This window comes from Nocardia implantans (assembly GCF_035544775.1).
Lineage (GTDB): Bacteria > Actinomycetota > Actinomycetes > Mycobacteriales > Mycobacteriaceae > Nocardia > Nocardia implantans.
Genome location: NZ_JAYKYQ010000007.1, coordinates 255,456 through 280,224, shown reverse-complemented (window position 1 = coordinate 280,224; position 24,769 = coordinate 255,456). Strand labels below are relative to the sequence as shown.

Below are 24,769 nucleotides of genomic sequence, written 5' to 3'. Positions count from 1 at the left end.
TCAGAACTTCAGCGCGCTGGCGTCGTCGACCGAGGTCGAGCGGCGGGTACGGAAGATGGTCATGATGATGGCCAAGCCGACGACCACCTCGGCCGCCGCGACCACCATCGTGAAGAACGCGAACACCTGTCCGTCGAGGTTCTCGTGCATCCTGGCGAAGGTGACGAACGTGAGATTCACCGCGTTGAGCATCAACTCCACGCACATGAACACGACGATGGCGTTGCGCCGCAGCAGCACTCCGGCCGCTCCGATCGTGAACAGCAGGGCGGACAGGAACAGGTAGTTCTCGGGATTCACCGGTTGCCTTCCTCGTCGCTGGGTGTGTCGGTCCCGTCCGGTGCGGGCGTGGTGCCGACCGAGATGACGGCCGCTTCGGTGAGCGCCCTGGTGCGGCGGTGCCGCAGGATGGTGCTGACCGACAGTTCCTCGAACGACCCGTCGGGCAGCCGCGCGGGGATGTCCACCGCGTTGTGCCTGGCGTAGACGCCGGGGGTGGGCAGTGGTGTGGCGCGGTGGCCTTGCTCGCGGAACCTGCGCCGCGACAGCTCGCGCTGGTCGGTGCGCGGGCCGAAGTGCTCGCGGTGGGCGAGCACCATGGCGCCGATGGTGGCGGTGATCAGCAGGGCGCCGGTCAGTTCGAAGGCCCACACGTAGCGCAGGAAGATCAGTTCGGCCAATTCGGCGATCACGTTGCGTCCGGGAAAACCCCTGGCGGGGAGAGTGATGCCGGATTCGCGCACGCCGTGGGCGATGCCGCTGCTGAGCAGCAACCCGAAACCGACGCCGACCGCGGCGGCGGCGAGCCGCTGGCCGCGGATGGTCTCCTTCAAGGATTCGGCGGAGTCGACGCCGACGAGCATCAGCACGAACAGGAACAGCATCATCACCGCGCCGGTGTAGACCACGATCTGCACGATGCCGAGGAACAGGGCGTCCTGGGCGATGTAGAACGCGGCCAGCGCGATCATCGTGGCGGCCAGGCACAGTGCGGAGTGCACCGCCTTGGGGGCGAACACCATGCCGAGGGCGCCGAGTACGGCCAGCGGGGCGAGAATCCAGAACTGGACGGTCTCCCCGGTGGAGGCGCGGGTCAATGGCTCCGCGGCCAGGATCAGTTCGGTCACCGTGTCGCTCCTTCCACACCGGCGGCGGCAGGTCGGCGGGGCACATCGGTCGCCGTGGCTCCGTTGGGGGCCGGCGTGGCGCCCGGCACTCGGCCGAGGTAGTAGTCCGCCTCGTCGGCGCCGGGGTGCATGGCGTGCGGCGGCGCGGTCATTCCCGGTTGCAGCGGGGCGAGCAAGCGGTCCTTCTCGTAGATCAGATCGGCCCGGTTGTCGTCGGTCATCTCGTAGTCGTTGGTCATCGTCAGCGCCCGGGTGGGGCAGGCTTCGATGCACAAGCCGCAGCCGATGCAGCGCAGGTAGTTGATCTGATAGACCCGGCCGTATCGTTCACCGGGCGAATACCGTTCGGTCTCGGTGTTGTCGGCGCCCTCGACATAGATCGCGTCGGCGGGGCAGGCCCACGCGCACAGCTCGCAGCCGATGCACTTCTCCAACCCGTCGGGATGCCGGTTGAGCTGGTGCCTGCCGTGGTAGCGCGGCGCGGTCGGCGTCTTCTGCTCGGGATAGAACTCGGTGTTCGGCTTCTTGAACATGGTGCCCGCGGTGACGGCGAACCCGGCCAGCGGCTCGAACAGCCCGGCTTTGGCGCGGGTGGCGTCGCGGGCGTGCGCGTCGGCGGGCAGCGGCGGAACCGGGAAGCCGAGGAAGACCGTCGAGTCGGTGCCGTCCGTTGCCACGGGTTCCTCGACCGGTGGTGGCGCCGCCTGCGCTCGGCCGGCGCGCAGGAACTGCAGCACCAGCAGGCCGGTGACCACCAGGCCGCCGATCACCAGGATGGGGGTTTGCACCCGGTAGCCCTCGGCTTGCAGCACCCGCGCGGTGGCCACCACCATGACCCAGGCCAGCGAGGTCGGGATCAGCAGTTTCCAGCCGAGATTCATGAACTGGTCGTAGCGTAGCCGTGGCAGCGTGCCGCGCAGCCAGATGAAGACGAACAGGAACGTCCAGACTTTCGCGGTGAACCACAGCACCGGCCACCAGCCGGAATTCGCGCCGTCCCACATGTTCAACGGCCATGGCGCGTGCCAGCCGCCAAGGAACAGGGTGGTGGCCAGCGCGGACACCGTCCCCATGTTGACGTACTCGGCCAGCATGAACATCGCGAACTTGAGCGAGGAGTACTCGGTGTGGAAGCCGCCGACCAGCTCGCCTTCGGCCTCGGGCAGGTCGAACGGCGCGCGGTTGGTCTCGCCGACCATCGAGACGCAGTAGATCAGGAACGACGGCAGCAGCAGGAACACATACCAGGTGCCTTCTTGCGCGGACACGATGCCTGAGGTGGCCATGGTGCCCGTGAGCAGGAACACCGTCGCGAAGCACAGCGCCATCGCGATCTCGTAGGAGATGACCTGCGCCGTCGAGCGCAGCCCGCCCAGCAGCGGGTAGGTGGAGCCCGAGGACCATCCGGCCAGCACGATGCCGTAGACGCCGATGGAGGTGATCGCGAGGATGTACAGCACCGCCACCGGCAGATCGGTCAGCTGCAGCGGAGTGGTGACACCGAAGAAGGACACTTCCGGTCCGAACGGGATGACCGCGAAGGCCATGAAGGCGGGCACCACCGAGATGACCGGCGCCAGGATGTAGATCGGCTTGTCCACGATCGCCGGGACGATGTCCTCTTTGAGGGCCATCTTCACGCCGTCGGCGATGCTCTGCAACGAACCGAACGGCCCGGTGCGGTTCGGGCCGATACGCATCTGCATGCGCGCCACGATCTTTCGTTCCGCCAGCACCGCGACCAGCGGGATCAGCATCAGGTAGACGAAGACCGCCAGCGCTTTGACGATCACCAGCCACAGGGGGTCGTGCCCGAAGCCCGCGGGTGCGTAGGGATCGGCGGCGGTGTCGGTCACCGTGGAGGCCAGGACGAGCGTGGCGAGATCACTCATGGCGGTGCTCCTTCATCCTCTCGTCGGCGTGCCGCAGCTGCACGATCGCGCCGGGCTGGACGCCGAGTTGCTCGGCGATGGAGCAGCCGGGCGAGTGCTGCGGCAGCCAGACCACGCGGTCGGGCAGGTCGCTGATCAGCAGGGGAAGCGTGACCGCGCCGCGGCTGGTGGCGACGGTGACCGGATCGTCGGGCTGCACGCCGATCTCGGCGGCGGTGGCCGCCGACAGCCGCACCACCGGAGGCCGGGCGATGCCGGCCAGGTTGGGTTCGCCGTCCTGCATGCGCCCCTCGTCCAGCAGCATGCGCCAGCCGGCGAGCACCGCCGTTCCTGGTTCCGGCCGCGGCAGCGGGTTCGGCGCATGGGTGGGTGCGGTGACGGGCGTGCCGTCCCACGCGCCGAGTTCGTCGAGTTCGGCGCGGGCGGAGTCGATGTCGGGCAGACCCAGGCGCACCGACATCTCGGCGGCGATGGCGTGCAGCACGCGCTGATCCGACAGCGGCGCGGTTCGGCGGCGTACCATGTCGTCGCCCAGCGCGGCGGCGAACGGGCGCGGCCTGCCCTCCCAGGTGCGGAAGGTGCCGGATTTCTCCATCGCCGTGGCCACCGGGAACACCACGTCGGCGCGTTCGGTGACGGCGCTGCGGCGCAGTTCCAGGCTCACCACGAATCTGGCGGCGTCGATGGCGGCCAGCGCGGCGGCCGGGTCGGGCAGGTCGGCGACGTCGACTCCGCCGATGACCAGCGCGCCGAGGCCGGGCGCCGCCTCCAGGATGGCCGTCGTGTCGCGGCCGGCGCCCACCGGCAGTTCCGGCACGTTCCAGACGGCCCTGACCTGTTGGCGGGCACGGGGATCGGCGACCGGCCTGCCGCCGGGAAGCAGGCCGGGCATGGCGCCCGCTTCCACCGCGCCGCGTTCGCCCGCCCGGCGCGGCACCCAGGCGAGGGCGGCGCCGGTCTCATCGGCGAGCCGCACGGCGGCCGACAACGCGCCCGCGACGGCCGCCATGCGCTCGCCGACCATGATCACCGCACCCGGTTCGCGCAGCAGCCGGGCCAGGTCGGCCAGCTGGGCGGGATCCGCACCGGGCGTGGTGATCTCGCCGGTGCGGATCGCGTCGAGCAGATGCGGTTCGGCGCCGGGCGCGGTGCGCATCAGCCGTCCGGACATGCGCTCGAGCCCGCGCGATGAGTACGGCGCCAGCGCATAGATCGGCAGGCCGCGCTTGCGGGCGGCCTTGCGCAACCGCAGGTAGACGATCGGTGACTCTTCTTCGGGTTCGAATCCGACCAGCAGCACGACCGGCGCGGCTTCCATGCTGTCGTAGGTGACCGCGGGGTCCTGGCCCGCGACGCGGGCGGCGAGGAAGTCGGCCTCCTCCGCCGAATGCGCCCGGGACCGGAAATCGATGTCGTTGGTGCCGAGGGCGACTCGCGCGAACTTGGCGTAGGCGTAGGCGTCCTCCTCGGTGACCCGGCCGCCGACCAGGACCCCCGCGTTACCGAAGGACGCGGCCAGTCCCTCCGCTGCCGCGGCCAGCGCCTGCGACCACGAGGCGGGGGTGAGTTCGCCGTCCCAGCCGCGCACCAAGGGGGTGGTGAGCCGGTCGGGCTCGGTGGCATAGGTGAAGGCCCACCGGCCCTTGTCGCAGTTCCACTCCTCGTTGACCTGCGGGTCGTCGCCGGCCAGCCGGCGCAGGACCTTGCCGCGGCGGTGGTCGGTGCGCTGGGCGCAGCCGGAGGCGCAGTGCTCGCAGACGTTCGGGCTGGACACCAGGTCGAATGGGCGCGCCCGGAATCGGTAGGCGGTGCCGGTGAGCGCGCCGACCGGGCAGATCTGCACGGTGTTGCCGGAGAAGTAGGAGTCCAGCGGTTCGGCCTGCGCGGTGCCGACCTGTTGCAGCGCGCCGCGATCCATCAGCTCGATGAACGGATCGCCGGCGATCTGCTGGGAGAAGCGGGTGCAGCGGGCGCACAGCACGCAGCGTTCGCGGTCCAGCAGCACGGCCGTGGACAGCGGAATCGGTTTGGGGTAGGTGCGTTTGCGGCCGTCGAATCGGGATTCGGCGCGGCCGGTGGACATCGCCTGGTTCTGCAGCGGGCACTCGCCGCCCTTGTCGCACACCGGGCAGTCGAGCGGATGATTGATCAGCAGCAGCTCCATCACGCCCTCCTGCGCCTTGTCGGCGGCGGGGGAGGTGAGCTGGGTGCGCACCACCATGCCGTCGGCGACGGCCATCGTGCAGGAGGCGACCGGTTTGCGCTGCCCTTCGACGTCGACCAGGCATTGGCGGCAGGCGCCGACCGGGTCGAGCAGGGGATGGTCGCAGAAGCGGGGGATCTGGATGCCGATCAGTTCGGCGGCCCGGATCAGCAGCGTGCCGGGCGGCACGCTGACGGCGGTGTCGTCGATTGTCACGGTCACCAGGTCGGTGGGCGCGGGGCCGCCGTTGTCGTCACGCACGGTGGCGGGCCCGCTCGCCGCACGGCCGCCACCCCTGATCGCATCGCTGCGCGATACCGGTTTCATCGGACCTCTTCTCCTGACTCCGCCCATGCCGTGCTGCGCGCCGGATCGAACGGGCAGCCGCCGAGCCGCAGGTGTTCGGCGTACTCCGCGCGGAAGTACTTCAGCGAGGAGACGATCGGGCTGGCCGCGCCGTCGCCGAGGGCGCAGAACGACTTGCCGTTGATGGTGTCGCTGATGTCGAGCAGCTTGTCCAGGTCGGACGCGACGCCGGTGCCCGCCTCGATGCGTTGCAGCAGCTGCACCAGCCAGTAGGTGCCCTCCCGGCACGGGGTGCACTTGCCGCAGGACTCGTGGGCGTAGAATTCCGTCCAGCGCAGCACCGCCCGCACCACGCAGGTGGTGTCGTCGAAGATCTGCAAAGCCTTGGTGCCGAGCATGGATCCCGCGCCGGCGACGCCTTCGTAGTCGAGCGGCACGTCGAGGTGTTCCTCGGTGAACAGCGGCGTCGACGAGCCGCCCGGCGTCCAGAACTTCACCCGATGCCCGGCGCGCACGCCGCCCGCGTAACCGAGCAGCTCGCGCAACGTGACGCCCAGCGGCGCCTCGTACTGCCCCGGCCGCGTCACGTGACCCGACAGCGAGTAGAGGGTGAAGCCGGGCGATCGCTCACTGCCCATGGACCGGAACCACGCGATGCCGTTGCGGATGATGGGCGGCACGCTGGCGATGGACTCCACGTTGTTCACCACGGTCGGGCAGGCGTACAGGCCTGCGACGGCGGGGAACGGCGGGCGCAGCCGAGGCTGGCCGCGGCGGCCTTCCAGCGAGTCCAGCAGCGCGGTCTCCTCACCGCAGATGTAGGCGCCCGCGCCGGCGTGCACGATCAGTTCCAGGTCGTAGCCGGAACCGAGGATGTCGTGACCGAGGAAACCCGCTTCGTAGGCCTGGGCCACCGCGGCCTGCAGCCGCCGCAGCACCGGAACGACTTCGCCGCGCAGGTAGATGAACGCGTGCGCCGCGCGGATGGCGTAGGCGGCGATGACGACGCCTTCGATCAGCGCGTGCGGCGCGGCCAGCATGAGCGGAATGTCCTTGCAGGTGCCGGGTTCCGACTCGTCTGCGTTCACCACCAGGTAGTGCGGTTTGGTGACGCCGTCGGGCCCGGGGCCCTGCGGGATGAAGCTCCATTTCATGCCGGTGGGGAAGCCGGCGCCGCCGCGCCCGCGCAGGCCCGCGTCCTTGACCGTCTGGATGACCTGGTCCGGCTCCATCCGCAGTGCGGCGCGCAGCGCTTGATAGCCGTCGTGGCGCAGGTAGGTGTCCATCGTCCAGGACTGCGGGTCGTCCCAGTAGGTGCTCAACACCGGGGTGAGCGTCATCGCGTGCCCTCCGCGTCCGTCTCGGCCGCGGGGGCACGCATGCCCTGCTCGCGGGCGACCCGCAGACCGGCGAGCGTCGCCTCACCGGCCGCGCCGTCGAGCACACCGGGGCGCTCGTCGGGGAACCCGGCGAGGATGCGCGCGGTCTGCTTGAACGTGCACAGCGGCGCGCCCCTGGTCGGGGTGACCTGTTGTCCGGCCCGCAGCGCGTCCACCAACGCACGCGCGGACTCGGGGGTCTGGTTGTCGAAGAACTCCCAGTTCACCATGATCACCGGCGCGAAGTCGCAGGCCGCGTTGCACTCGACGTGCTCGAGCGTGATCGACCCGTCCGCCGTGGTCTCGCCGTGCCCGATGCCGAGATGGCGCTCGAGCGCGGCGAGGATGGCGTCGCCGCCCATGACCGCGCAGAGGGTGTTGGTGCAGACGCCGACGTGGTAGTCACCGGTGGGTGTGCGCCGGAACATCGAATAGAAGGTGGCGACCGCGGTGACTTCGGCGCCGGTCAGGCCTAATTGCTCGGCGCAGAACTCGATTCCGGTGCCCGTGACGTAGCCCTCCTCGGACTGCACCAGGTGCAGCAGGGGCAGCAGCGCCGAACGCGGATGCGGGTAACGCGCGATGATCTCCTTGGCGTCGGTCTCGAGCCGTTCGCGCACGAAGGGCTGATAGGGCTCGGGGCGGGTACTGAGCTTCAGCAGGACTTGCGTCCCGCCGGTCGCGTAGCCGCCGTTGGGGGTGTCGCCGTGCGTTGCCGGGTTCATCGGTCCACTCCGCCCATGACGGGGTCGATGCTGGCGACCGAGGCGATGACGTCGGCGACCATGCCGCCCTCGCACATCGCCGCGACCGCTTGCAGATTGGTGAACGAGGGGTCGCGATAGTGCACCCGGTAGGGCCTGGTGCCGCCGTCGCTGACCATGTGCACGCCCAGTTCGCCGCGCGGTGACTCCACGGCCGCGTACACCTGGCCCGCGGGCACGCGGATGCCTTCGGTGACCAGCTTGAAGTGGTGGATCAGGCCCTCCATGGACGTGCCCATGATCTTGCCGATGTGCGCGGGGGAGTTACCCAGTCCGTCGGCGCCGAGTTGCAGGTCGGCGGGCCAGGCGATCTTCTTGTCGTCGATCATCACCGGTCCCGGCCGGAGCCGGTCCAGGCACTGCTCGACGATCTTCAGCGATTCCTTCATCTCCTCCACCCGGATGACGTAGCGGCCGTAGCAGTCGCATCCGGTGGTGGTGGGGACGTCGAATTCGTAGTTCTCGTAGCCGCAGTAGGGCTGGGCTTTGCGCAGGTCGTGCGGCAGGCCGGTGGCGCGCAGCACCGGGCCGGTGATGCCGAGGGCCATGCAGCCCTGCAGGTCGAGATAGCCGATGTTCTGGGTGCGTGCCTTCCAGATCGGGTTGGCGGTGAGCAGGTGCTCCATGTCGCGCAGCCGTTTGGGCAGCAGCGCGAGCAGTTCGCGCACTTTGGTGACGCCGTCCTCGGGCAGGTCCTGGGCCAGGCCGCCGGGGCGGATGAACGCGTGGTTCATGCGCAGACCGGTGATCGTCTCGAAGACGTCGAGGATCAACTCGCGTTCGCGGAAGCCGAACAGCATCGGCGTCAGCGCGCCGAGCTCCATGCCGCCGGTGGCCAGGGCGACCAGGTGCGAGGAGATGCGGTTGAGCTCCATCAGCAGCACGCGCACGATCGTGGCGCGCTCTGGGATCTGTTCGGTGATTTCGAGCAGCTTCTCCACGCCCAGGCAGTACGCCGTCTCGTTGAAGAACGGCGACAGGTAGTCCATCCGGGTGACGAAGGTGACGCCCTGGGTCCAGTTGCGGAATTCGAGATTCTTCTCGATTCCGGTGTGCAGGTAGCCGATGCCGCAGCGGGCTTCGGTGACGGTTTCGCCTTCGATCTCCAGGATCAGCCGCAGCACGCCGTGGGTGGACGGATGCTGCGGGCCCATGTTGACGACGATGCGTTCTTCGCCCGCGCCGGACAGCGTCTCGGCCACCTGCTCCCAGTCCTGCCCCGCGACGGTGACCGTGGCGGGCTCGGGGGAGGTGACCTCGGGTTCGGTGTCGGTGTCGTGCATCAGCTGTATGCCCTCCGCTCGTCGGGCGGCGGGATGCGCGCGCCCTTGTATTCGACCGGGATCCCGCCGAGCGGGTAGTCCTTGCGCTGGGGGTGGCCGCGCCAGTCGTCCGGCATGGTGATCCGGGTCAGCGAGGGGTGCCCGTCGAACCGGATGCCGAAGAAGTCGTAGGTTTCGCGCTCGTGCCAGTCGGTGGTGGGATACACCTCGTAGAGCGAGGGGATGCGCGGATCGGCGTCCGGCGCGGCGACCTCCACCCGTAGGCGGCGGTTGTGCGTGATCGACATGAGGTGGTAGACGGCGTGCAGTTCACGGCCGGAATCCTCCGGATAGTGCACGCCGTTCACACCGAGGCAGAGTTCGAAACGCAAAGCGGGGTCGTCCCGCAGCGCGCGGGCCACCACGGGCAGCTGCTCCCGGCGCACGTGCAGGGTTAGCTCGCCGCGGAAGACGATCACCTTCTCCAGCGCCTCCTCCGGACGGGAGCCGGCGGCGGTGAGCGCGGCGCGCAGCGCGTCGACGACCTCGTCGAAGTACCCGCCGTAGGGTGGCGGCGTGCCGCCGGGCAGGGTGACCGGGCGGACCAGGCGGCCGTAACCGGAGGTGTCGCCGGTGCCGGTGACGCCGAACATGCCGCGGCGCACGCCGATGACGTCGGCCTCCGGCGGTACGGAATCCTCCTCCGGCAGTGTGCCTTCCGGCCCCGCGGTGGCCGCGGCATCGATCGCGTCGTGCGCGGGCGGGGTCTCGGTGTCGTCGGGGGTGTCGAAGGTCATCGCAGCAGACCCTCCATCCGGATGGTCGGCGTCGAGGCGAGCGCGGCCTGTTCGGCGGCGCGGACGGCTTCCTCGCGGTTGACGCCGAGCGGCATCTGTTGAATCTTGGCGTGCAGTGCCAGGATCGCGTTCAGCAGCATCTCCGGCCGGGGCGGGCAGCCGGGCAGGTAGATGTCCACCGGCACCACGTGATCGACGCCCTGCACGATGGCGTAGTTGTTGAACATCCCGCCGGAGGAGGCGCAGACGCCCATCGCGAGCACCCATTTCGGTTCGGTCATCTGGTCGTAGACCTGGCGCAGCACCGGAGCCATCTTCTGGCTCACCCGGCCCGCGACGATCATCAGATCGGCCTGCCGCGGCGAGGCGCGGAAGGCCTCCATGCCGAAGCGGGCGATGTCGAATCGGCCCCCGCCGGTGGCCATCATCTCGATGGCGCAGCAGGCCAGCCCGAAGGTGGCCGGCCACAGGGAGCCCTTGCGCAGGTATCCGGCGAAATCCTCGACCGTGCTCAGCAGGAAGCCGCTGGGCAGTTTTTCCTCGAGACCCATGTTCTACTGACTCGCTTCCATTCGTCGGCTACGAAATCGGCTGCCGGGCGGTCACTCCCAGCTGAGCCCACCCCGCCGCCATTCGTAGGCGTAGGCCACCGAGACGTTGACGATGAACAACGCCATCGCGGCCAGACCGAAGAGACCGAGCGCATCGAAGTGGACTGCCCACGGGTAGAGGAACACGATCTCGATGTCGAAGATGATGAACAGCATGGCGGTGAGGTAGTACTTCACCGGAAAGCGTTGCCCGGTAACGTTTCCCGGCCCGCCCGCGACGGCGTGGGGGGTCGGCTCGATACCGCATTCGTAGGGTTCGAGCTTGGCCCGGTTGCGTCGTTTCGGACCGACCAGGGCGGACAGGACGATGGAGAACAACGCGAACGCCGCCGCGATCGCGCCGAGTACAAGCGTCGGCACCTCGATGTTCACGACTGCACTTCCCCTCCTTGCGAGCGGCAGATAACAGCGTCCGAGGCGGGCTGACGTCGTTGTCCGCCTCGGCCAGACTCGCCCCTCGGCTCCACCCGGGGACGGTCATTACCGGATCCGTCTCCGTGTGAGATAGGGCACAGCCTACAACTGAACGGGCGGCCCGCAGCGCGTTTGGCGACGGCGTTTGATCGAATTCAGTACAAGCATTTATGACCGAAACGGTGGTAATCCGCGCGGAGCGTCCGCAGGGTTGGGTGAACGGTCAGTTGGAAGCCTGAGATGTCGGGTTTCGCGACGTCAATTGTGGTCCCGAGCGGGTTCGCAGTCGGGAAGGGCGACAATTGTGTGACACACGGGGCCGTGGGCGCGCAGGGCGTCCGCCAGGAGCCGGCACGCCCGAGCAAACTAATTCATGATCGCTATGAATGGCCGGTGCGATCAGGCTGCCGTGCGGTTGCGCAGCAGAGCGACGACGGCCTCGGTGAGCCGCAGTGGATCGATGGGATGCGCCACCGCCGCCTCCGCCCGTGACCAGCTGGCCAGCCATGCGTCGTCGGGCCTGCCGGTGAGCACCAGCAGCGGCGGGCACGGATCGACTTCGTCCTTCAACTGCTTGGCGATGCCGAGCCCACCTGCCGGGGAGGCCTCGCCGTCGAGCACGGCCAAGTCGATGCCGCCTGCGTCCAGTTGCGCGATCACCACGGGGGCGGTGGCGACCTCCAGATACTCGAACTCCGGTAGCTCCGCGCTCGGACGCTTGCCCAAGGCCTGGATCACCTGGCGCCTGGTGTCGGCGTCGTTGCTGTACACGAGAACCCGCAGCGGGGTGGAACGAGGAGAATCGGCCACGAACGGCATGGTACGTCCGCGACGGCGCACCGCGTGGCAGGTTCGGCGCAGATGATTTGCGCGCGTCGTGCACCGCGCGTCACCAGTGCAGTCGTCCCCCGAAAGCCGATGGCAAGCAGTTGACAAGAATCTGCCGGTAGAGTCCGGCCAATGCGGGGAGACATCACGCAGGCCCTCGTCGACACCGACGTTTGGACCGATGAAATGCTTGGCGGCGCCGGGATTCCGGTGATCGACGTACCGTTCGTGACCATCGGCAGCGGGATCGGGTCCTTCGTCACCTACGACACGCTCCGGATCTTCGGCGTGCCCGCGGAGGCGATGGCGGTGCTCGGTCCCCAGGAGCACCCGTGGGCCTCCTACGAGTATCTCACCAGGGTGTCTCAGATCCCCCGCGGCGAGCGCCTGCGCAGCGACTCCGCCTCCACCCCGGACAACATCTGGGGCTTCCCGTCCTACGCGGTGCGGGAGGCGATCGCCGACAAGTCGATCAAGGCGCTGTGGAACGTTTTGGTCGAGCCGATCTTCGCCAACTACTACACCCCGCGGGCGGGCCAGGCGTTCGAGTCCATGGAGCGGGAATTCCACCGCATCGGCTACGCCCGCTCCTTGCACCGCGGGCACGTGCGCATGGTCCGCAAGCGCCACGGCGGCGGGTACTTCACCATCCTCACTCCACCCGCCGGATCGACGCCGACCAAACGCGTCGCATTCCGCAGTACGTATGTCCATGTGGCCGTGGGCTATCCGGGCCTCAAGCTGCTGCCGGACCTGCAGGAGTATCGCGAGACCCATCGTGACCCGACGCGCGTGGTCAACGCCTACGAGCCGCACGAGCACGTCTACCAGGCGCTACAGCGGCGGCCGGGTACCGTGCTGATCCGCGGCAGCGGGATCGTGGCCAGCCGCGTCCTGCAACGGCTCATCGACGATCGGGACAAATACCGCCTCGACACCCGGATCCTGCACCTGTTCCGCACCTATATCGCCGGACCGCACGGCAAGAACGTCTTCAGCAGGCGCAAGGGCGGCGACGGGTGGGCCTACCAGGGCTTCAACTATCCGAAGTCGGTGTGGGGCGGTCAGCTCAAGCAGAAGGTGCGGCGGCTGCAAGGCGAGGAACGGGCGCGGGCGTACAAGGAGATCTCCGGCACCAACACCCCCATCCGCGACAACTGGCAGGAACAGTTGCGCCGCGGTCGCCGGGAGGGGTGGTACCAGGTGATGGCGGGCACGATGCGTGCCCCGCGTCCGGCCGCGGGACGGCAGGGCGTGGTCGCCACGATTCTCCCGGACGCCGGTGCGCCGCTGCCGTTTCCCCCGCCGACGCAACCGTTCGACACGACCGTCGACTACATCATCGACTGCACGGGCCTGGAAGCCGACATCCGCGAGCACCGGCTGCTGGCAGATCTGCTCGATCACGCCGGCGCGGGTCGCAATCCGCTCGGCAGGCTCGACGTGGACACGACCTTCGAGCTGATCGGCACCCGCAGCGGGGCGGGACGGATGTACGCCTCCGGCAGCGCGACGCTCGGCGGGCCGTTCGTGGGCGTGGACACCTTCCTCGGCTTGCAGATCGCCGCGCAGGAGATCGCCGACGACCTGGCCGCGGTCGGGTTCTGCCGGAGGATGGGTCCGCTGCGCTCGACGCGGCAATGGTGGCTGTGGGTTACGAACGAGAAGATCTGAACAATGCTCCCAACTTTGAACGGGCGAATCCAGACCCGCCTGCTCGCGCTGAGCGTGATCGGCTTCGTCGTCGCGCTGCTGATCACCCCGTTGCTGCCGACCGGCTCGCTGAGCACCGGGCAGGCCTACCGGGTGACGCTGTCGGTGCTGCTGGCCACCGTTCTGGTCGGTGTGCTCTGGGAACTGCTCTACCATCTGCTGCAGCAGTTCCGCTGGGAAAAGGACTGGCCGACCCTGTTCGGTCTGGTCACCATCCTGAATGAAGGAGTGCTGATCTGGGTGCTGGTGCGCTACACCACGATGGTGCTGCCCGAGCATCTGCGCCCGTCGCTCACCGCCTTCCTGCTCCAGTTCGTCATCACGTGGATCGTCTTCTGGCTGATCGTGAACGGGCCGATGCGGGTGGTGTTCCATCGGTGGCGCTTCCAAGGCGGCCGATTCCTGTGAGCGCGCAGATCGAGGTGTTACCGGGCGCCCACCTGGTGGCGAGCGCCAGCGGCGCCGTAGTGGTCGTCGCGCACCGGAGCGACGGACCGGTCACGGCGGACACGGTCGCGGCCCGCACGATGACGGCGCTGCTGGACATCGTGGGCGAAGCCGTCGCGCGTGACCGCCGTAGCGGGCGGGCGGTGGCGCGGCTGGCCACGACATGGCTGATGGGCTTGTCCAACGGCGAGGAGGACGAGGTCGAATTCGGCGTGATCACGCCGGTGGACGACGGTCTCGCGGTGTTCCTGCACGGGGGCATCACCGCGGTGCTCGCCGGGCCGGGCCACACGGAGGTGCTGCGCGGCCGGGACGCCGGATTCACCGTCGACCGGATGGTGACGCCCGCACCCGGCAGTGGCGCGGGACTGTTCGTGGACGAGGCGGGTTGGGCCGCGGAATCGCTGCCGGAGCGCGGGATCCTCTCGCTCGGCGCCGGGACCGCACCTGGATCGGGAGCGGTGTTGTGGTCGGCCGCGATCGGTGACGAGCCGCGCGGCCACGGCGTCACCGAGGGGCTGCGGCAGCCGCACGCTGGATCCACACCGCATGCCGAACCGGAGCCGACCGGTGAACCGCGGGGAACCGCGGAGCCGCCGCACGCCGCGCCACGACCGGCGTCCGAACCGCATCCCGTTCAGGCCCCGGCGCCGATGCCGGGTCCGAATGTGACCGCCGCACCGCAGGCGGCGCCGCAACCACACCGTTCCGGTGCGCAGCCGGGTTCCGACACGCCCGCGGCCCAACCACGGCGAGCGCCGAGCTTGCGTAAAGGCGAGGACTCCGTTGATGCCGCGACGGAAATCGATCTCCATGCGCCGTCGCGGCGCGCCACGCCACGCGATGGCGTGACACCCGCCGCGCAGCCGATTCCGCCGGCGCCACCGCCCGCACACCGCACGGATCGGGATCACGCGATCGCCAACGACGCGAACCTCGCCGAGACCGTGGCGCCCTCGGCCGGAGTCGTCGCGGCCGCGCTCGGTTCGACCGGATCGAACACGATGGGGCATCGGGTGATCGTGCAGGGTTTCCAGTGCGCCCGGCGTCATCACAACGATCCGCGAGTGTCGTTCTGCGCGGTGTGCGGCATCCGGATGGATCAGCTCACCTGCGTGCTCAGCGCAGGGGTGCGCCCACCGCTCGGTGTGCTGCTGCTGGACGACGGCACGTCGTTCGTCCTGGACAGCGACTGCGTTCTCGGTCGCGAGCCGGAACATTCGGAGGCGGTCGCGCGTGGTGCGCGGCCGGTGCGGCTGGAGGACAGCTCGGGCGGAATGTCACGGGCGCACGCGGAGATCCGCCTGCTCGACTGGGATGTCACGGTCGTGGACGGCGGCTCGACCAACGGCACCCACATCCGTCATCCCGGCCGCCAGGACTGGGTCCGGGCGGTGCCGGGCCAGCCGATCGTCCTCGCACCGGGCGCGCAGATCCAACTGGGCGGACGCGTCCTGACCTTCGACTCCCAGCACGGCCAGCTGTAGCGGCGGGCGGCGGCGATCGGCGCGCTCAGGTGCGGCGGAAGCGGATGATGCCAGACCACGGGTTGCGCACGGGTTTGCGGGGGTCGGGCTGGGGCAGGTAGGTGAACGGCCGCAGGTACCACGGCGCCCGGCGGAACTTGCGGGCGTGCAGCAGCAGGCTCTCGAGCTCGATCGGCTGCCAGCCCAGGTCTTCGAAGAAGCGGACGCCGTTGGCGGGCTCGAACTTCATCGGGGCGTTGGCGAAGGTGTCCCCGGAGCGCATCTTGCGCATCCCGAGACTCAAATCCAGCAACCACCAGGCGATCTCGGGGCGGGACAGTGCGGCGGCAAGGTCGGTGACCGTCGGCGGGTCGAGGTACATCAGCAGGCCCTCGGTGAGTACCAGGGCTTTCGACGCGGGGGCGGTGACCGGGCCGATCGCGCCGAGCGCCTCGTCGAGGAACTTCGCCCGCGCGTCCGGATCGGCGAGATCGACCGCTCGGCGGATGAGCACGCAGTGCGGCGTCTCACCGGCGAGGGCGCTGTCCTTCTCCGCGACGAGCTCGGGCAGGTCGGCCTCGATCCACAGCAAATCGTCGGGCAGCTCGAGCCGATAGGGGCGGGTGTCCAGGCCTGCGGCGAGGTTGAGGACGCGGTCGCAGCCTTCGCCGATCGCGGTGGCGACGAGGTCGTCGATCAACTTGGTCCGCGTGACGATCGGCCACCCGCCGCGCATCACCGGGGGTGCGTTGTCGGCGATGGCGTGGCCGCGTTCGCCGGCCAGCCGGTCGGCGAGCGGGTCGCGGAACAGCGCGTCCGGGCGCTCGGTCTCGCGTGCCCGGTAGGCCGCGACCCAGCGAGCGGTGTCCGAGACGTTGGACGGTACTTCCCCTCCGGTCATGCGAGCCAGTCTGTCACATCCAGCCAGCGGATTCCGCGCCGATCGTGGGCTTGTCGGTGGCGGCTTCAATGGGGGTGGAATGCGGCGGAGCCGGCCTCGGCGGCGTCGAGCAGGTGTGCCAGGAACAGGCGGGTGGTCGGCGTCGGGGTGCGGGTGGTGACGGCGTGCCACGGACGATCCAGCGGGGTGCCATCGACCGGGAGCACGCGCAGCACGCCGTTGTCCAGGTCCTGGGAGATGGCGTCGCTGTGGATCAAGGTCACGCCCAGTCCTTCGCGCGCGGCGGCCAGGACGGCGCCGTGGGATCCGAGGGTGAGCGTGGGCGGTTCGATCCGGAGCTGATCGAGCAAGCCGAGGGTGGCCTCGCGGGTGCCGGAACCGCGCCCGCGCAGCAGCCAGGTGGCGTGCAGCGGGTCGAGTTCGGGCAGGCCGACCACGACCAGGCTGCTCGGCCGACGGGCGCGCACCACCAGCCCGGTGTCGCGCGGCGGGCGCCCCGCGATGACGAGATCCGTTTCGTGATGCTGCAATTCGAGGAACAGCGCGTCGCGCGGATGCACCGACAGGCTCAGTTCGATGTCGGGGAACCGGCGGCGGAACGACGCGAGCGGCCGCAGCAGGATGTACTCGCCCGCGGTGGCGACCACGCCGATCCGCAGGCGCCCGGTCTCGGCGCGGCGCACGGCGGCCTGCGCCTCCTGCATCAACCCGAGGATGCCGCGGCAGTACTCGGCGTAGACCCGCCCGGCCTCGGTGAGCGCGATGCCGCGCCCGGCCTTCGCGACGAGCTTGGCCCCCAGCTGTTTCTCGACGTGTGCGACGGCCGCGGAGACGGCGGCCTCGGTGATGTGCAGTTGCGCCGCGGCGCGGCGAACGCTGCCGTGGCGGGCGACGGCCAGGAAGGTTTCCATCCGAGCCGCGGTCACCATACCCACCGGAAAACGGTAACAAACTCAACGAATACGTTGAATATCGCGAGGAACAATCAAATTGTTTGTCGGTATCCGGCCGGTCATCCTGGAAATCTCGAGGCACGCCCGTTCACCCGGGTGCGGGTGTCCCGCAGTGGCACAGCAGGAGGAACGATGGCCGAAGAAACCGAACGCGACCGCTGGGATCCGGGTGTCCAGTCCTATGCGTCGATGGGGTATTACGCGCCCGACTATCGACCGTCGGACACCGACGTGCTCGCCGTGTTCCGTGTGACTCCGCAGCGCGGCGTCGATCCGATCGAGGCGGCTGCCGCGGTGGCGGGTGAGTCCTCCACGGCGACCTGGACAGTGGTGTGGACCGACCGGCTCACGGCGCACTCGCGCTACCAGGCGAAGTGTTACCGCATCGACGAGGTGCCAGGACGGCCGGGGGAGTACTTCGCCTATATCGCTTACGATCTCGACTTGTTCGAGGAAGGGTCGATCACCAATCTGACCTCTTCGATCATCGGCAACGTGTTCGGGTTCAAGCCGCTGCTGGCGCTGCGGCTGGAGGACATGCGCATCCCGGTGGCTTACGTGAAGACGTTCCAGGGGCCGCCGCACGGCACGGTGATGGAACGCGAATATCTCAACAAATACGGCAGGCCGCTGCTCGGCGCGACGGTGAAACCGAAACTCGGGCTATCGGCCCGCAATTATGGCCGCGTCATCTACGAGGCGTGCAGAGGCGGTCTGGATTTCACCAAGGACGACGAGAACATCAACTCGCAGCCGTTCATGCGCTGGCGCGACCGCTACTTGTTCGCGATGGAAGGCGTCAACCGCGCGATGGCCGAGACCGGCGAGATCAAAGGCCATTACCTCAATGTGACCGCGGCGTCGATGGAGCAGATGTACGAGCGCGCGGAATTCGCCAAGGAACTCGGCAGCGTCGTCATCATGATGGACCTCACCGTCGGCTTCACCGCGATGCAGTCGATGTCGCACTGGGCGCGCCGCAACGGGGTGCTGCTGCACCTGCATCGCGCGGGGCATTCCACCTACACCCGGCAGAAGACGCACGGTGTCAGCTTCCGGGTGCTGGCCAAGTGGTGCAGATTGATCGGCGTCGACCATCTGCACGCGGGCACCGTGGTCGGGAAGCTGGAAGGCGACCCGGCGACGACCAAGGGGTTCTACGACACGTTGCGGGACAACCACATCCGCACCGAGCCGGCCAACGGGATCTTCTTCGACCAGTACTGGGCCAGCCTGCCCGGGGTGATGCCGGTGGCTTCCGGCGGCATCCATGCCGGGCAGATGCATCAGCTGCTCGACCTGTTCGGCGACGACGTGGTGTTGCAGTTCGGCGGCGGCACGATCGGGCATCCGCTCGGCATCGCCGCGGGCGCGGAGGCGAACCGGGTCGCGCTGGAGGCGGTCGTTCAGGCTCGCAACGAAGGCCGCGACCTGCTGAAGGAAGGCCCCGAGGTGTTACGGAAGGCGGCCGAGATCTGCCGTCCGCTCGACGTCGCGCTGGCGACCTGGGGCGATGTCACCTTCGACTACACCTCCACCGACGCGCCGGACGCCGTGCCGACGGCCAGTCGCTGACCGTTCAGGAAGGAAAACCGATGTATCTCAGGCACGGAACGTTCTGCTACTTGCCGCCGCTGACCGATGAGCAGATCGCCGCCCAGGTGCGCTACGCGTTGCTCAACAGCTGGCCTGTGTCCATCGAGTACACCGACGATCCGCACCCGCGCAACGCCTACTGGGAGATGTGGGGGCTGCCGCTGTTCGACCTGGACGAGCCGGATGGCGTGCTGGTCGAGATCAACGCGTGCCGGGCGACGTTCCCCCGGCACTACGTGCGGGTGCTCGCCTACGACGCCCGCTACACCAGGCAGACGACGGCGGTGAGTTTCCTGGTGCAGCGGCCGCCCGACGAGCCCGGCTTCGTGCTCACCCGCACCGAGGGCCCCGACCGCAGGCAGACCTACGGCCTGCACTCGTATGCCACGACCGTCCGGCCGGGACAGCGGTATGGCGGCTGAGCGCAACGGCTCCGGATTCCGTCTGCACCGGCCGGGGGCCGAGGTCCCCGGCGCGGTGCGGACGGCGCCCGCCGAATCGGAGGAGCCGCAGATCCTGGCCGAGGACGCGGTGCTCGACCTGTCGAGCGACGTCGCCGGGCACGACGTCGAGGAGACGTTGCGCAGGCTGGACGCGGAGCTGATCGGGCTCGCTCCGGTGAAGCGGCGGGTACGCGAGATCGCGGCGCTGCTGCTGATCGACCGGGCCCGGCAGCGTTTCGGGCTGACCTCGTCGCGGCCGACCATGCACATGAGCTTCACCGGCGGGCCGGGCACGGGCAAGACCACGGTGGCGTTGCGGATGGCGCAGATGCTGCACGCCCTCGGCTACATCCGCAAACCGAAGGTGCACACCGTCACTCGCGACGATCTCGTGGGCCAGTTCATCGGGCACACCGCGCCGAAGACGAAGGAGGCGCTGGCCAAGGCTGCGGGCGGGGTGCTGTTCATCGATGAGGCCTACTACCTGTTCCGGCCGGAGAACGAACGCGACTACGGGCAGGAGGTGATCGAGATCCTGTTGCAGGAGATGGAGAACGAACGCGCCAGCCTGGTGGTGATCTTCGCCGGCTATCCCGACCGGATGGACCGGTTCTTCTCCGCCAATCCGGGCCTGTCCTCGCGGGTGGCTCATCACCTGGAATTCGCCGACTACACGCACGCGCAGCTGCTGGGCATCGCCGAACTCATGGTCGCGGCGGAGAATTTCCACTTCGACGACGCGGCGCGCACCGCTTTCGGGGAGTACCTCCAGCGCCGGATGGCCCGCCCGCGCTTCTCCAACGCGCGCAGCGTGCGCAACGCGCTCGACCGCTGCCGGTTGCGGCAGGCCAAACGTCTCGTCGAACTGCGCAGACCGCTGACCAGAACCGATTTGATCACGCTGACCGACGAGGATGTCTACGGCAGCAGCGTTTTCACCGACCCGGAGCCCGCGGGCGGGCCGACCGTGTGACCGCGGTGACGAGATCGAGGCGTTATGCCAGAAGGACTGAAGACCCTCACCCGCTACACCATCGAGCAGGAGCATCGGCATCCCGGATCGTCCGGTGAGTTCTCCGCCCTGGTGAACGTGATCGCGACCGCGACGAAGATCGTCGCCAACCAGGTCACCAGGGGTGCGATCGCCGGCTCGATCGGCGCGTCCGAACCGGACAATCTGCCGCCGACGGTACATCGCAAGCTGGACGCGATCTCCAACGACATCATGGTCGCCCAGACGCAATGGACCGGCCATCTTTCGGCGTTGCTTTCCGAACAGATCAGCGAGATCCATCCGGTGCCCGCCACGCATCGGCGGGGAAAATACCTGCTGGCCTTCGACCCACTGGACGGTTCGTCGAACATCGACGTCAATCTTCCGGTGGGCACCATCTTCAGCGTGCTGCGCGCGCCCGCGCAGGGCACGGCCCCGTCCGCGGCCGACTTCCTGCAGCCCGGCATCGAGCAGGTGTGCGCGGGCTTCACCCTGTACGGCCCGGCGACCATGCTGGTGCTGACGACCGGCAGCGGGGTGGACGGGTTCACCCTGGACCGGGAGATCGGCGCGTTCGTGCTGACCCACCCGCGGATGCGCATCCCCGAAGACACCTCCGGTTTCGCGATCAACGCGGCCAACGAGCGGTTCTGGGAACGGCCGGTGCGCCGTTACGTGCACGAGTGCCTCGACGGCGTCGACGGCCCGCGCGAACGCGATTTCAATATGCGCTGGGTTGCCTCGCTGGTGGCCGACACGTTCCACATCCTCACCCGAGGCGGGGTGTATCTGTATCCGCGCGACACCCGTCCGCCCACGCGTCCGGGTCGGGTGGCATTGCTGTATGGCGCCAATCCCATCGCGTTCATCGTCGAACAGGCCGGTGGCGCGGCGACCACCGGCAGCGAGCGGGTGCTGGAAGTGGAGCCCCGCGACGTCCATCAGCGGGTGCCGCTGATCTTCGGCTCCCGCAACGAAGTCGAGCGCATCGAGCGGTATCACCGTGAACCCGACGAGGGCCCCAGCTTCGACACCTCGCTGTTCGGCAGGCGGTCGCTGTTTCGCCCGGCCCAGCGCTGAACAGGAGAACCATGTCGGTCAAGCATCCGGTCGTCGCCATCACCGGATCCTCTGGGGCGGGGACCTCCAGCGTGACGCGGACGTTCCAGGAAATCTTTCGTCGCGAAGGGATCAACGCGGCCGTCGTCGAGGGAGACGCGTTCCACCGCTACGACCGCAACGAGATGAAACTGGCCATGGCCGAGGCCGAGCAGAACCGCAATGTTCGGTTCTCCCATTTCGGTGAGGAAGCCAACCTGCTGAAGGAACTGGAGACGCTGTTTCGAGACTACGGCGAGACCGGCGTCGGAACCGTGCGCCGCTACCTGCACGACGAAGCCGAAGCCAAACCCTACGGTCAGCCGCCGGGCACCTTCACGCCGTGGGAGGAACTGGCGCCGGGCAGTGATCTGTTGTTCTACGAGGGCCTGCACGGCGCGGCGGTCACCTCGACCGTCGATGTGGCGCGCTACACCGATCTGCTGGTCGGCGTCGTGCCGATCATCAATCTGGAATGGATTCAGAAGGTCATCCGGGACAAGACCGAGCGCGGGTACTCCAGCGAGGCCGTGATCGATACGATCCTGCGGCGGATGCCCGATTACGTCACCTACATCTGCCCGCAGTTCTCCCGCACCTACGTCAACTTCCAGCGGGTGCCGACCGTGGATACGTCCAATCCGTTCATCGCGCGCACCATTCCGACGGCGGACGAGAGTTTCGTGGTGATCCGGTTCGCCGACCCGAAGGTGATCGACTTCCCCTATCTGCTGTCGATGCTGCACGACTCGTTCATGTCCCGGTCGAACTGCATCGTGGTGCCCGGCGGCAAGATGGAGCTGGCCATGCAGTTGATCTTCACGCCGCTGATCCTGCGGTTGATGGACAAGCGGCCGAAACGGTCGTACTGAGCGGCGGGGCAGCGCTAGTCGGGCAGCAGCGGCACCGAGAGCCCCTCACCGCGGTGCAGCAGAGCCGCGCGCGTGACGGCGGCGGAGCCGAAGCGCCTGCGCAAGTCGTCGAGGGTCGCGTCGAGGCTGCCCGCGGCACGGGGCTCGAAGGGCAGGGTGAGCTGGACGGAGTCGGCGTCGTCGAGGTTGGTCAGCGCGAGGCCGATCAGGGTGAGGCCGCGTTCCTGGATCAACGGCATCGCGCCGGTGAGCAGGGTGCGGGCGGCGAGCAGGATGGTCTCGGTGTGGTCGGTGGCTTCGGCCAGGGTGTGCGAGCGGGTGGCGCGGGTGAAGTCGTCGAAACGCAGGCGCAGCACCACGGTTCGGCATACCCGGTCGGCGGTGCGCAGGCGCCTGCCGAGCCGATCGGTGAGTCCGTGCAGATAGGCCTCGATCTCCTCCGGCGGCCGGTGCTTGCGGCCGAGTGCGCGCTGGGCGCCGATCGAGCGCCGCCGCCTGCCGGTCTCGACCCGGCGTGGGTCACGTGCCCAGGACAAGGCGTAGAGGTGGCGGGCCGCGGCGGGACCGAGGATCGCCCGCAGCGGGCGCTCGCCCAGTTCGGCCAATTGACCCACGCGGGTGATGCCGTGCTCGCGCAACGTGCGCGCGGTGACATCGCCGACGCCCCAGAGTCTTTCGACCGGCAGCGGATGCAGGAAGTTCAGTTCGCCGTCCGGCGGCACCAGCCGCAACCCGTCGGGTTTGGCGACGGCGCTGGCGACCTTGGCGAGGAACTTGGTGCGGGCGATGCCCACCGAGATGGGCAAGCCGACCCGGTCGCGAACTTGCGCGCGCAGCCGCGCCGCGATGGCGACCGGTTCGCCCGCGATCCGGCGCAGGCCGCCGACGTCGAGAAACGCCTCATCGATCGAGATGCCTTCGACCACGGGGGTGGTGTCGCGGAAGATCTCGAAGACGGCTTTGCTCGCCTCGGCGTAGGCGGACATGCGCGGCGCCACCACGATCGCGTGCGGGCACAACCGGCGCGCCTGCCCGCCGTTCATCGGGGTGCGCACGCCGAACGCCTTCGCCTCGTAGCTGGCCGCCAGGACGACGCCACCGCCGACGATCACCGGCTTTCCGCGCAGTCGCGGATCGTCACGTTGCTCGACCGACGCGTAGAACGAGTCGAGGTCGGCGTGCAGGATCGATGCTTCCGGCCGCGCGAGGATCCGAGGCCTTCGGGAGCGGGGCGCATCGGACACGAACATATGTTCGCACAGGCCTCCGACAGGTGAATCGATCTACTGGTTGCCTCCGTAGTAACCCGCCTCAACCGGTAACCTGTTCCCACGACGGGGCACAGCTCGGATGAGGGAGTCGGTACGGTGCGTGGATTCGGGGATCTGGAGGCGGTGATCATGGACCGCATCTGGGATCAGGACGCAGAGGACACAACGGTGCGTGAGATCTTCGACGAACTGTCGGCCCAGCGCGACATCGCGTATACGACGGTGATGTCGACCATGGACAACCTTCATCGCAAGGGGTGGCTCGCGCGCGAACGCGCAGGTAAGGCCTATCGATATTGGCCGACGCTGACCAGGGAGGAGCACAGCGCCAGGCTCATGCTGGAAGCGCTCGGTTCCGGCGGACGCTCGGATCTGGTGCTCAGCCATTTCGTCGATCGGATCAGCGCCGAGGAGTCGGCCGGGCTGCGTGCCGCGCTCCGCAGACTCGCGGCGCGCAAGTCACCAGAAGTCCCGTGAGCCTGGCCCTGGCACTGACGTTGTACGGCGGCGTCGTGGCGACCTTCGGTCCGCCCGTGCTGCGCAGACTGACCCACCGCGGGATCGCGCCGCGACTGGGCGTGATCGCCTGGGTGGTCGCGATCATCGGCGCGCTGAGCGCGTGGGGCGTGGCAGCCGCGGTGCTGACCGTCGAGTTCGCCACCTACTGGGGACATCCGAAGGACGCGTTGCGCGCCTGCGCGTCGTTCCTGTGGGCCCCCGCGGATGCGCACGGCGCCGCGGCAGGCCACGCGGCGACATTCGCGGTGGCGGCGCTGGTGGCCACCGGCACCGTCGCGCTGATCGCGCGCGCCGTGGGTGTCGTGATGGACATGCGCAAGCGCACCAGCGTCCACGCGCGAGCGGTCCGCTTGGTCGGCAGACCGGTGCCGGGTATCGGGGCGGTCGTGCTCGACTCACCGGAACGGCAGGTGTACTGCGTGCCGGGACGACCCGACACCATCGTGGTGACCACCGCCGCGCTGGATGCGCTGGACGACGACCAGCTCGCCGCGGTGCTCGCGCACGAACGCGCGCACCTGTCCGGCAGGCACGCGGCGCTGACAGCGGTGCTGCGCGCGGTGGCCAGCACACTGCCCGGCCTGCGGTTGTTCACCGGCGGTGCGGCCGAGATCGCCCGTCTGCTGGAGATGTGCGCCGACGACAAGGCCGCCGACGAGCACGGTTCGCTGCCCCTGCTGGGCGGCCTGCTGGCGATCGTCGGCATCGCCGAACCCGCGCCGCCGGGTGCGCTGGCCGCGGCGGGCACGGCGGTACTGGCCCGCGCCGAGCGGCTGGCCGACCCGGTCGGCGCGATCCGGCGCGCCACCACCCGCACCGCCCTGCTCGGCGTCATCGCGATGACGGTCACCGGGTCTGCGCTTGCCGCCGCGACGGTGGCCTGCGCGGGCACGCTGCTGAACTGACCACGAGT

24 protein-coding genes are annotated in these 24,769 nt (G+C 68.9%); 10 read left to right on the top strand and 14 right to left on the bottom strand.

The genetic code is table 11. The annotated features are described in order from the left end of the window. The 11 genes from nuoK to U3653_RS18745 all read right to left on the bottom strand — a co-directional run bounded on the left by nuoK (position 1) and on the right by U3653_RS18745 (position 11,574). A complete protein-coding gene (gene nuoK, locus U3653_RS18800) occupies positions 1–300 on the bottom strand; it encodes an NADH-quinone oxidoreductase subunit NuoK (RefSeq protein WP_195081174.1) in 300 nt (99 codons plus the stop codon). Then, on the bottom strand, positions 297–1,127 hold the full coding sequence (locus tag U3653_RS18795; RefSeq protein ID WP_195081175.1) for an NADH-quinone oxidoreductase subunit J: 831 nt from the start codon (positions 1,125–1,127) through the stop codon (positions 297–299). Before U3653_RS18795 ends, nuoK begins: the two co-directional genes overlap by 4 nt. Further along, positions 1,124–3,019, bottom strand: a complete 1,896-nt coding sequence (gene nuoH, locus U3653_RS18785; RefSeq protein WP_195081176.1) for an NADH-quinone oxidoreductase subunit NuoH — start codon at positions 3,017–3,019, stop codon at positions 1,124–1,126. Before nuoH ends, U3653_RS18795 begins: the two co-directional genes overlap by 4 nt. Beyond that, positions 3,012–5,549 carry an NADH-quinone oxidoreductase subunit G gene (locus U3653_RS18780; RefSeq protein ID WP_195081177.1) on the bottom strand — a complete coding sequence of 846 codons (2,538 nt, stop codon included), beginning with the start codon at positions 5,547–5,549 and terminating at the stop codon, positions 3,012–3,014. The genes nuoH and U3653_RS18780 overlap by 8 nt, the downstream gene beginning before the upstream one ends. Continuing rightward, positions 5,546–6,868 carry an NADH-quinone oxidoreductase subunit NuoF gene (gene nuoF, locus U3653_RS18775; RefSeq protein WP_195081178.1) on the bottom strand — a complete coding sequence of 441 codons (1,323 nt, stop codon included), beginning with the start codon at positions 6,866–6,868 and terminating at the stop codon, positions 5,546–5,548. Before nuoF ends, U3653_RS18780 begins: the two co-directional genes overlap by 4 nt. After that, complete coding sequence (gene nuoE, locus U3653_RS18770; protein ID WP_195081179.1) at positions 6,865–7,632, bottom strand: NADH-quinone oxidoreductase subunit NuoE; 768 nt, start codon at positions 7,630–7,632, stop codon at positions 6,865–6,867. Before nuoE ends, nuoF begins: the two co-directional genes overlap by 4 nt. Beyond that, entirely contained in the window at positions 7,629–8,954 is a 1,326-nt protein-coding gene (gene nuoD / locus U3653_RS18765) for an NADH dehydrogenase (quinone) subunit D (RefSeq protein ID WP_195081180.1), read from the bottom strand. Before nuoD ends, nuoE begins: the two co-directional genes overlap by 4 nt. Further along, positions 8,954–9,730 (bottom strand): NADH-quinone oxidoreductase subunit C, encoded by a 777-nt coding sequence (locus U3653_RS18760; protein ID WP_195081181.1) that lies wholly within the window; start codon positions 9,728–9,730, stop codon positions 8,954–8,956. Before U3653_RS18760 ends, nuoD begins: the two co-directional genes overlap by 1 nt. Further along, positions 9,727–10,281 carry a NuoB/complex I 20 kDa subunit family protein gene (locus U3653_RS18755; RefSeq protein ID WP_067807367.1) on the bottom strand — a complete coding sequence of 185 codons (555 nt, stop codon included), beginning with the start codon at positions 10,279–10,281 and terminating at the stop codon, positions 9,727–9,729. Before U3653_RS18755 ends, U3653_RS18760 begins: the two co-directional genes overlap by 4 nt. A gap of 51 nt (positions 10,282–10,332) precedes the next feature. Then, complete coding sequence (locus U3653_RS18750; protein ID WP_195081182.1) at positions 10,333–10,713, bottom strand: NADH-quinone oxidoreductase subunit A; 381 nt, start codon at positions 10,711–10,713, stop codon at positions 10,333–10,335. 441 nt (positions 10,714–11,154) lie between these two features. Further along, positions 11,155–11,574 (bottom strand): Rv3143 family two-component system response regulator, encoded by a 420-nt coding sequence (locus U3653_RS18745; protein WP_195081183.1) that lies wholly within the window; start codon positions 11,572–11,574, stop codon positions 11,155–11,157. A gap of 141 nt (positions 11,575–11,715) precedes the next feature. Between U3653_RS18745 and U3653_RS18740 the strand changes: the two genes are divergently transcribed. The 3 genes from U3653_RS18740 to U3653_RS18730 are packed head-to-tail and all read left to right on the top strand — an operon-like array spanning position 11,716 to position 15,230. Next, the gene (locus tag U3653_RS18740; RefSeq protein WP_195081184.1) at positions 11,716–13,257 is read left to right on the top strand and encodes a hypothetical protein; all 1,542 of its coding nucleotides are present in this window, start codon (positions 11,716–11,718) and stop codon (positions 13,255–13,257) included. Positions 13,258–13,260: 3 nt separating this feature from the next. Further along, positions 13,261–13,704: a hypothetical protein gene (locus U3653_RS18735; protein WP_195081185.1), complete on the top strand. Its 444-nt coding sequence runs from the start codon at positions 13,261–13,263 to the stop codon at positions 13,702–13,704. Continuing rightward, positions 13,701–15,230, top strand: coding sequence for an FHA domain-containing protein (locus U3653_RS18730; protein WP_323124271.1), 1,530 nt, complete (start codon positions 13,701–13,703; stop codon positions 15,228–15,230). Before U3653_RS18735 ends, U3653_RS18730 begins: the two co-directional genes overlap by 4 nt. A gap of 25 nt (positions 15,231–15,255) precedes the next feature. On the opposite strand, the gene U3653_RS18725 is transcribed toward U3653_RS18730, so the two are convergent. Both U3653_RS18725 and U3653_RS18720 read right to left on the bottom strand, forming a co-directional pair. Beyond that, on the bottom strand, positions 15,256–16,110 hold the full coding sequence (locus U3653_RS18725) for a class I SAM-dependent methyltransferase (protein WP_195081186.1): 855 nt from the start codon (positions 16,108–16,110) through the stop codon (positions 15,256–15,258). 65 nt (positions 16,111–16,175) lie between these two features. Continuing rightward, entirely contained in the window at positions 16,176–17,039 is an 864-nt protein-coding gene (locus tag U3653_RS18720; protein WP_323124290.1) for a LysR family transcriptional regulator, read from the bottom strand. A 156-nt stretch (positions 17,040–17,195) separates the two neighbouring features. Here U3653_RS18720 and U3653_RS18715 point away from each other — a divergent pair, with 156 nt between their 5' ends. From U3653_RS18715 to U3653_RS18695, 5 genes are read left to right on the top strand one after another with little or no spacing between them, the layout of a single operon-like run. After that, positions 17,196–18,638, top strand: a complete 1,443-nt coding sequence (locus U3653_RS18715; RefSeq protein WP_195081187.1) for a form I ribulose bisphosphate carboxylase large subunit — start codon at positions 17,196–17,198, stop codon at positions 18,636–18,638. Between the two features lie 20 nt (positions 18,639–18,658). Beyond that, complete coding sequence (locus U3653_RS18710; RefSeq protein ID WP_195081188.1) at positions 18,659–19,081, top strand: ribulose bisphosphate carboxylase small subunit; 423 nt, start codon at positions 18,659–18,661, stop codon at positions 19,079–19,081. After that, on the top strand, positions 19,071–20,075 hold the full coding sequence (locus U3653_RS18705) for an AAA family ATPase (RefSeq protein WP_195081189.1): 1,005 nt from the start codon (positions 19,071–19,073) through the stop codon (positions 20,073–20,075). The genes U3653_RS18710 and U3653_RS18705 overlap by 11 nt, the downstream gene beginning before the upstream one ends. A 24-nt stretch (positions 20,076–20,099) precedes the next feature. Next, on the top strand, positions 20,100–21,176 hold the full coding sequence (locus U3653_RS18700; protein WP_195081190.1) for a class 1 fructose-bisphosphatase: 1,077 nt from the start codon (positions 20,100–20,102) through the stop codon (positions 21,174–21,176). Between the two features lie 11 nt (positions 21,177–21,187). Continuing rightward, positions 21,188–22,066 carry a phosphoribulokinase gene (locus tag U3653_RS18695; protein ID WP_195081191.1) on the top strand — a complete coding sequence of 293 codons (879 nt, stop codon included), beginning with the start codon at positions 21,188–21,190 and terminating at the stop codon, positions 22,064–22,066. A gap of 14 nt (positions 22,067–22,080) precedes the next feature. Here U3653_RS18695 and dinB read toward each other — a convergent pair whose 3' ends face one another. After that, a complete protein-coding gene (dinB, locus tag U3653_RS18690; RefSeq protein WP_195081192.1) occupies positions 22,081–23,316 on the bottom strand; it encodes a DNA polymerase IV in 1,236 nt (411 codons plus the stop codon). A gap of 117 nt (positions 23,317–23,433) precedes the next feature. On the opposite strand from dinB, the gene U3653_RS18685 reads away from it, so the two are divergent. After that, complete coding sequence (locus U3653_RS18685; protein WP_043691105.1) at positions 23,434–23,814, top strand: BlaI/MecI/CopY family transcriptional regulator; 381 nt, start codon at positions 23,434–23,436, stop codon at positions 23,812–23,814. Next, complete coding sequence (locus tag U3653_RS18680; RefSeq protein WP_195081193.1) at positions 23,811–24,761, top strand: M56 family metallopeptidase; 951 nt, start codon at positions 23,811–23,813, stop codon at positions 24,759–24,761. Before U3653_RS18685 ends, U3653_RS18680 begins: the two co-directional genes overlap by 4 nt. The last annotated feature ends 8 nt before the right edge of the window (positions 24,762–24,769 follow it).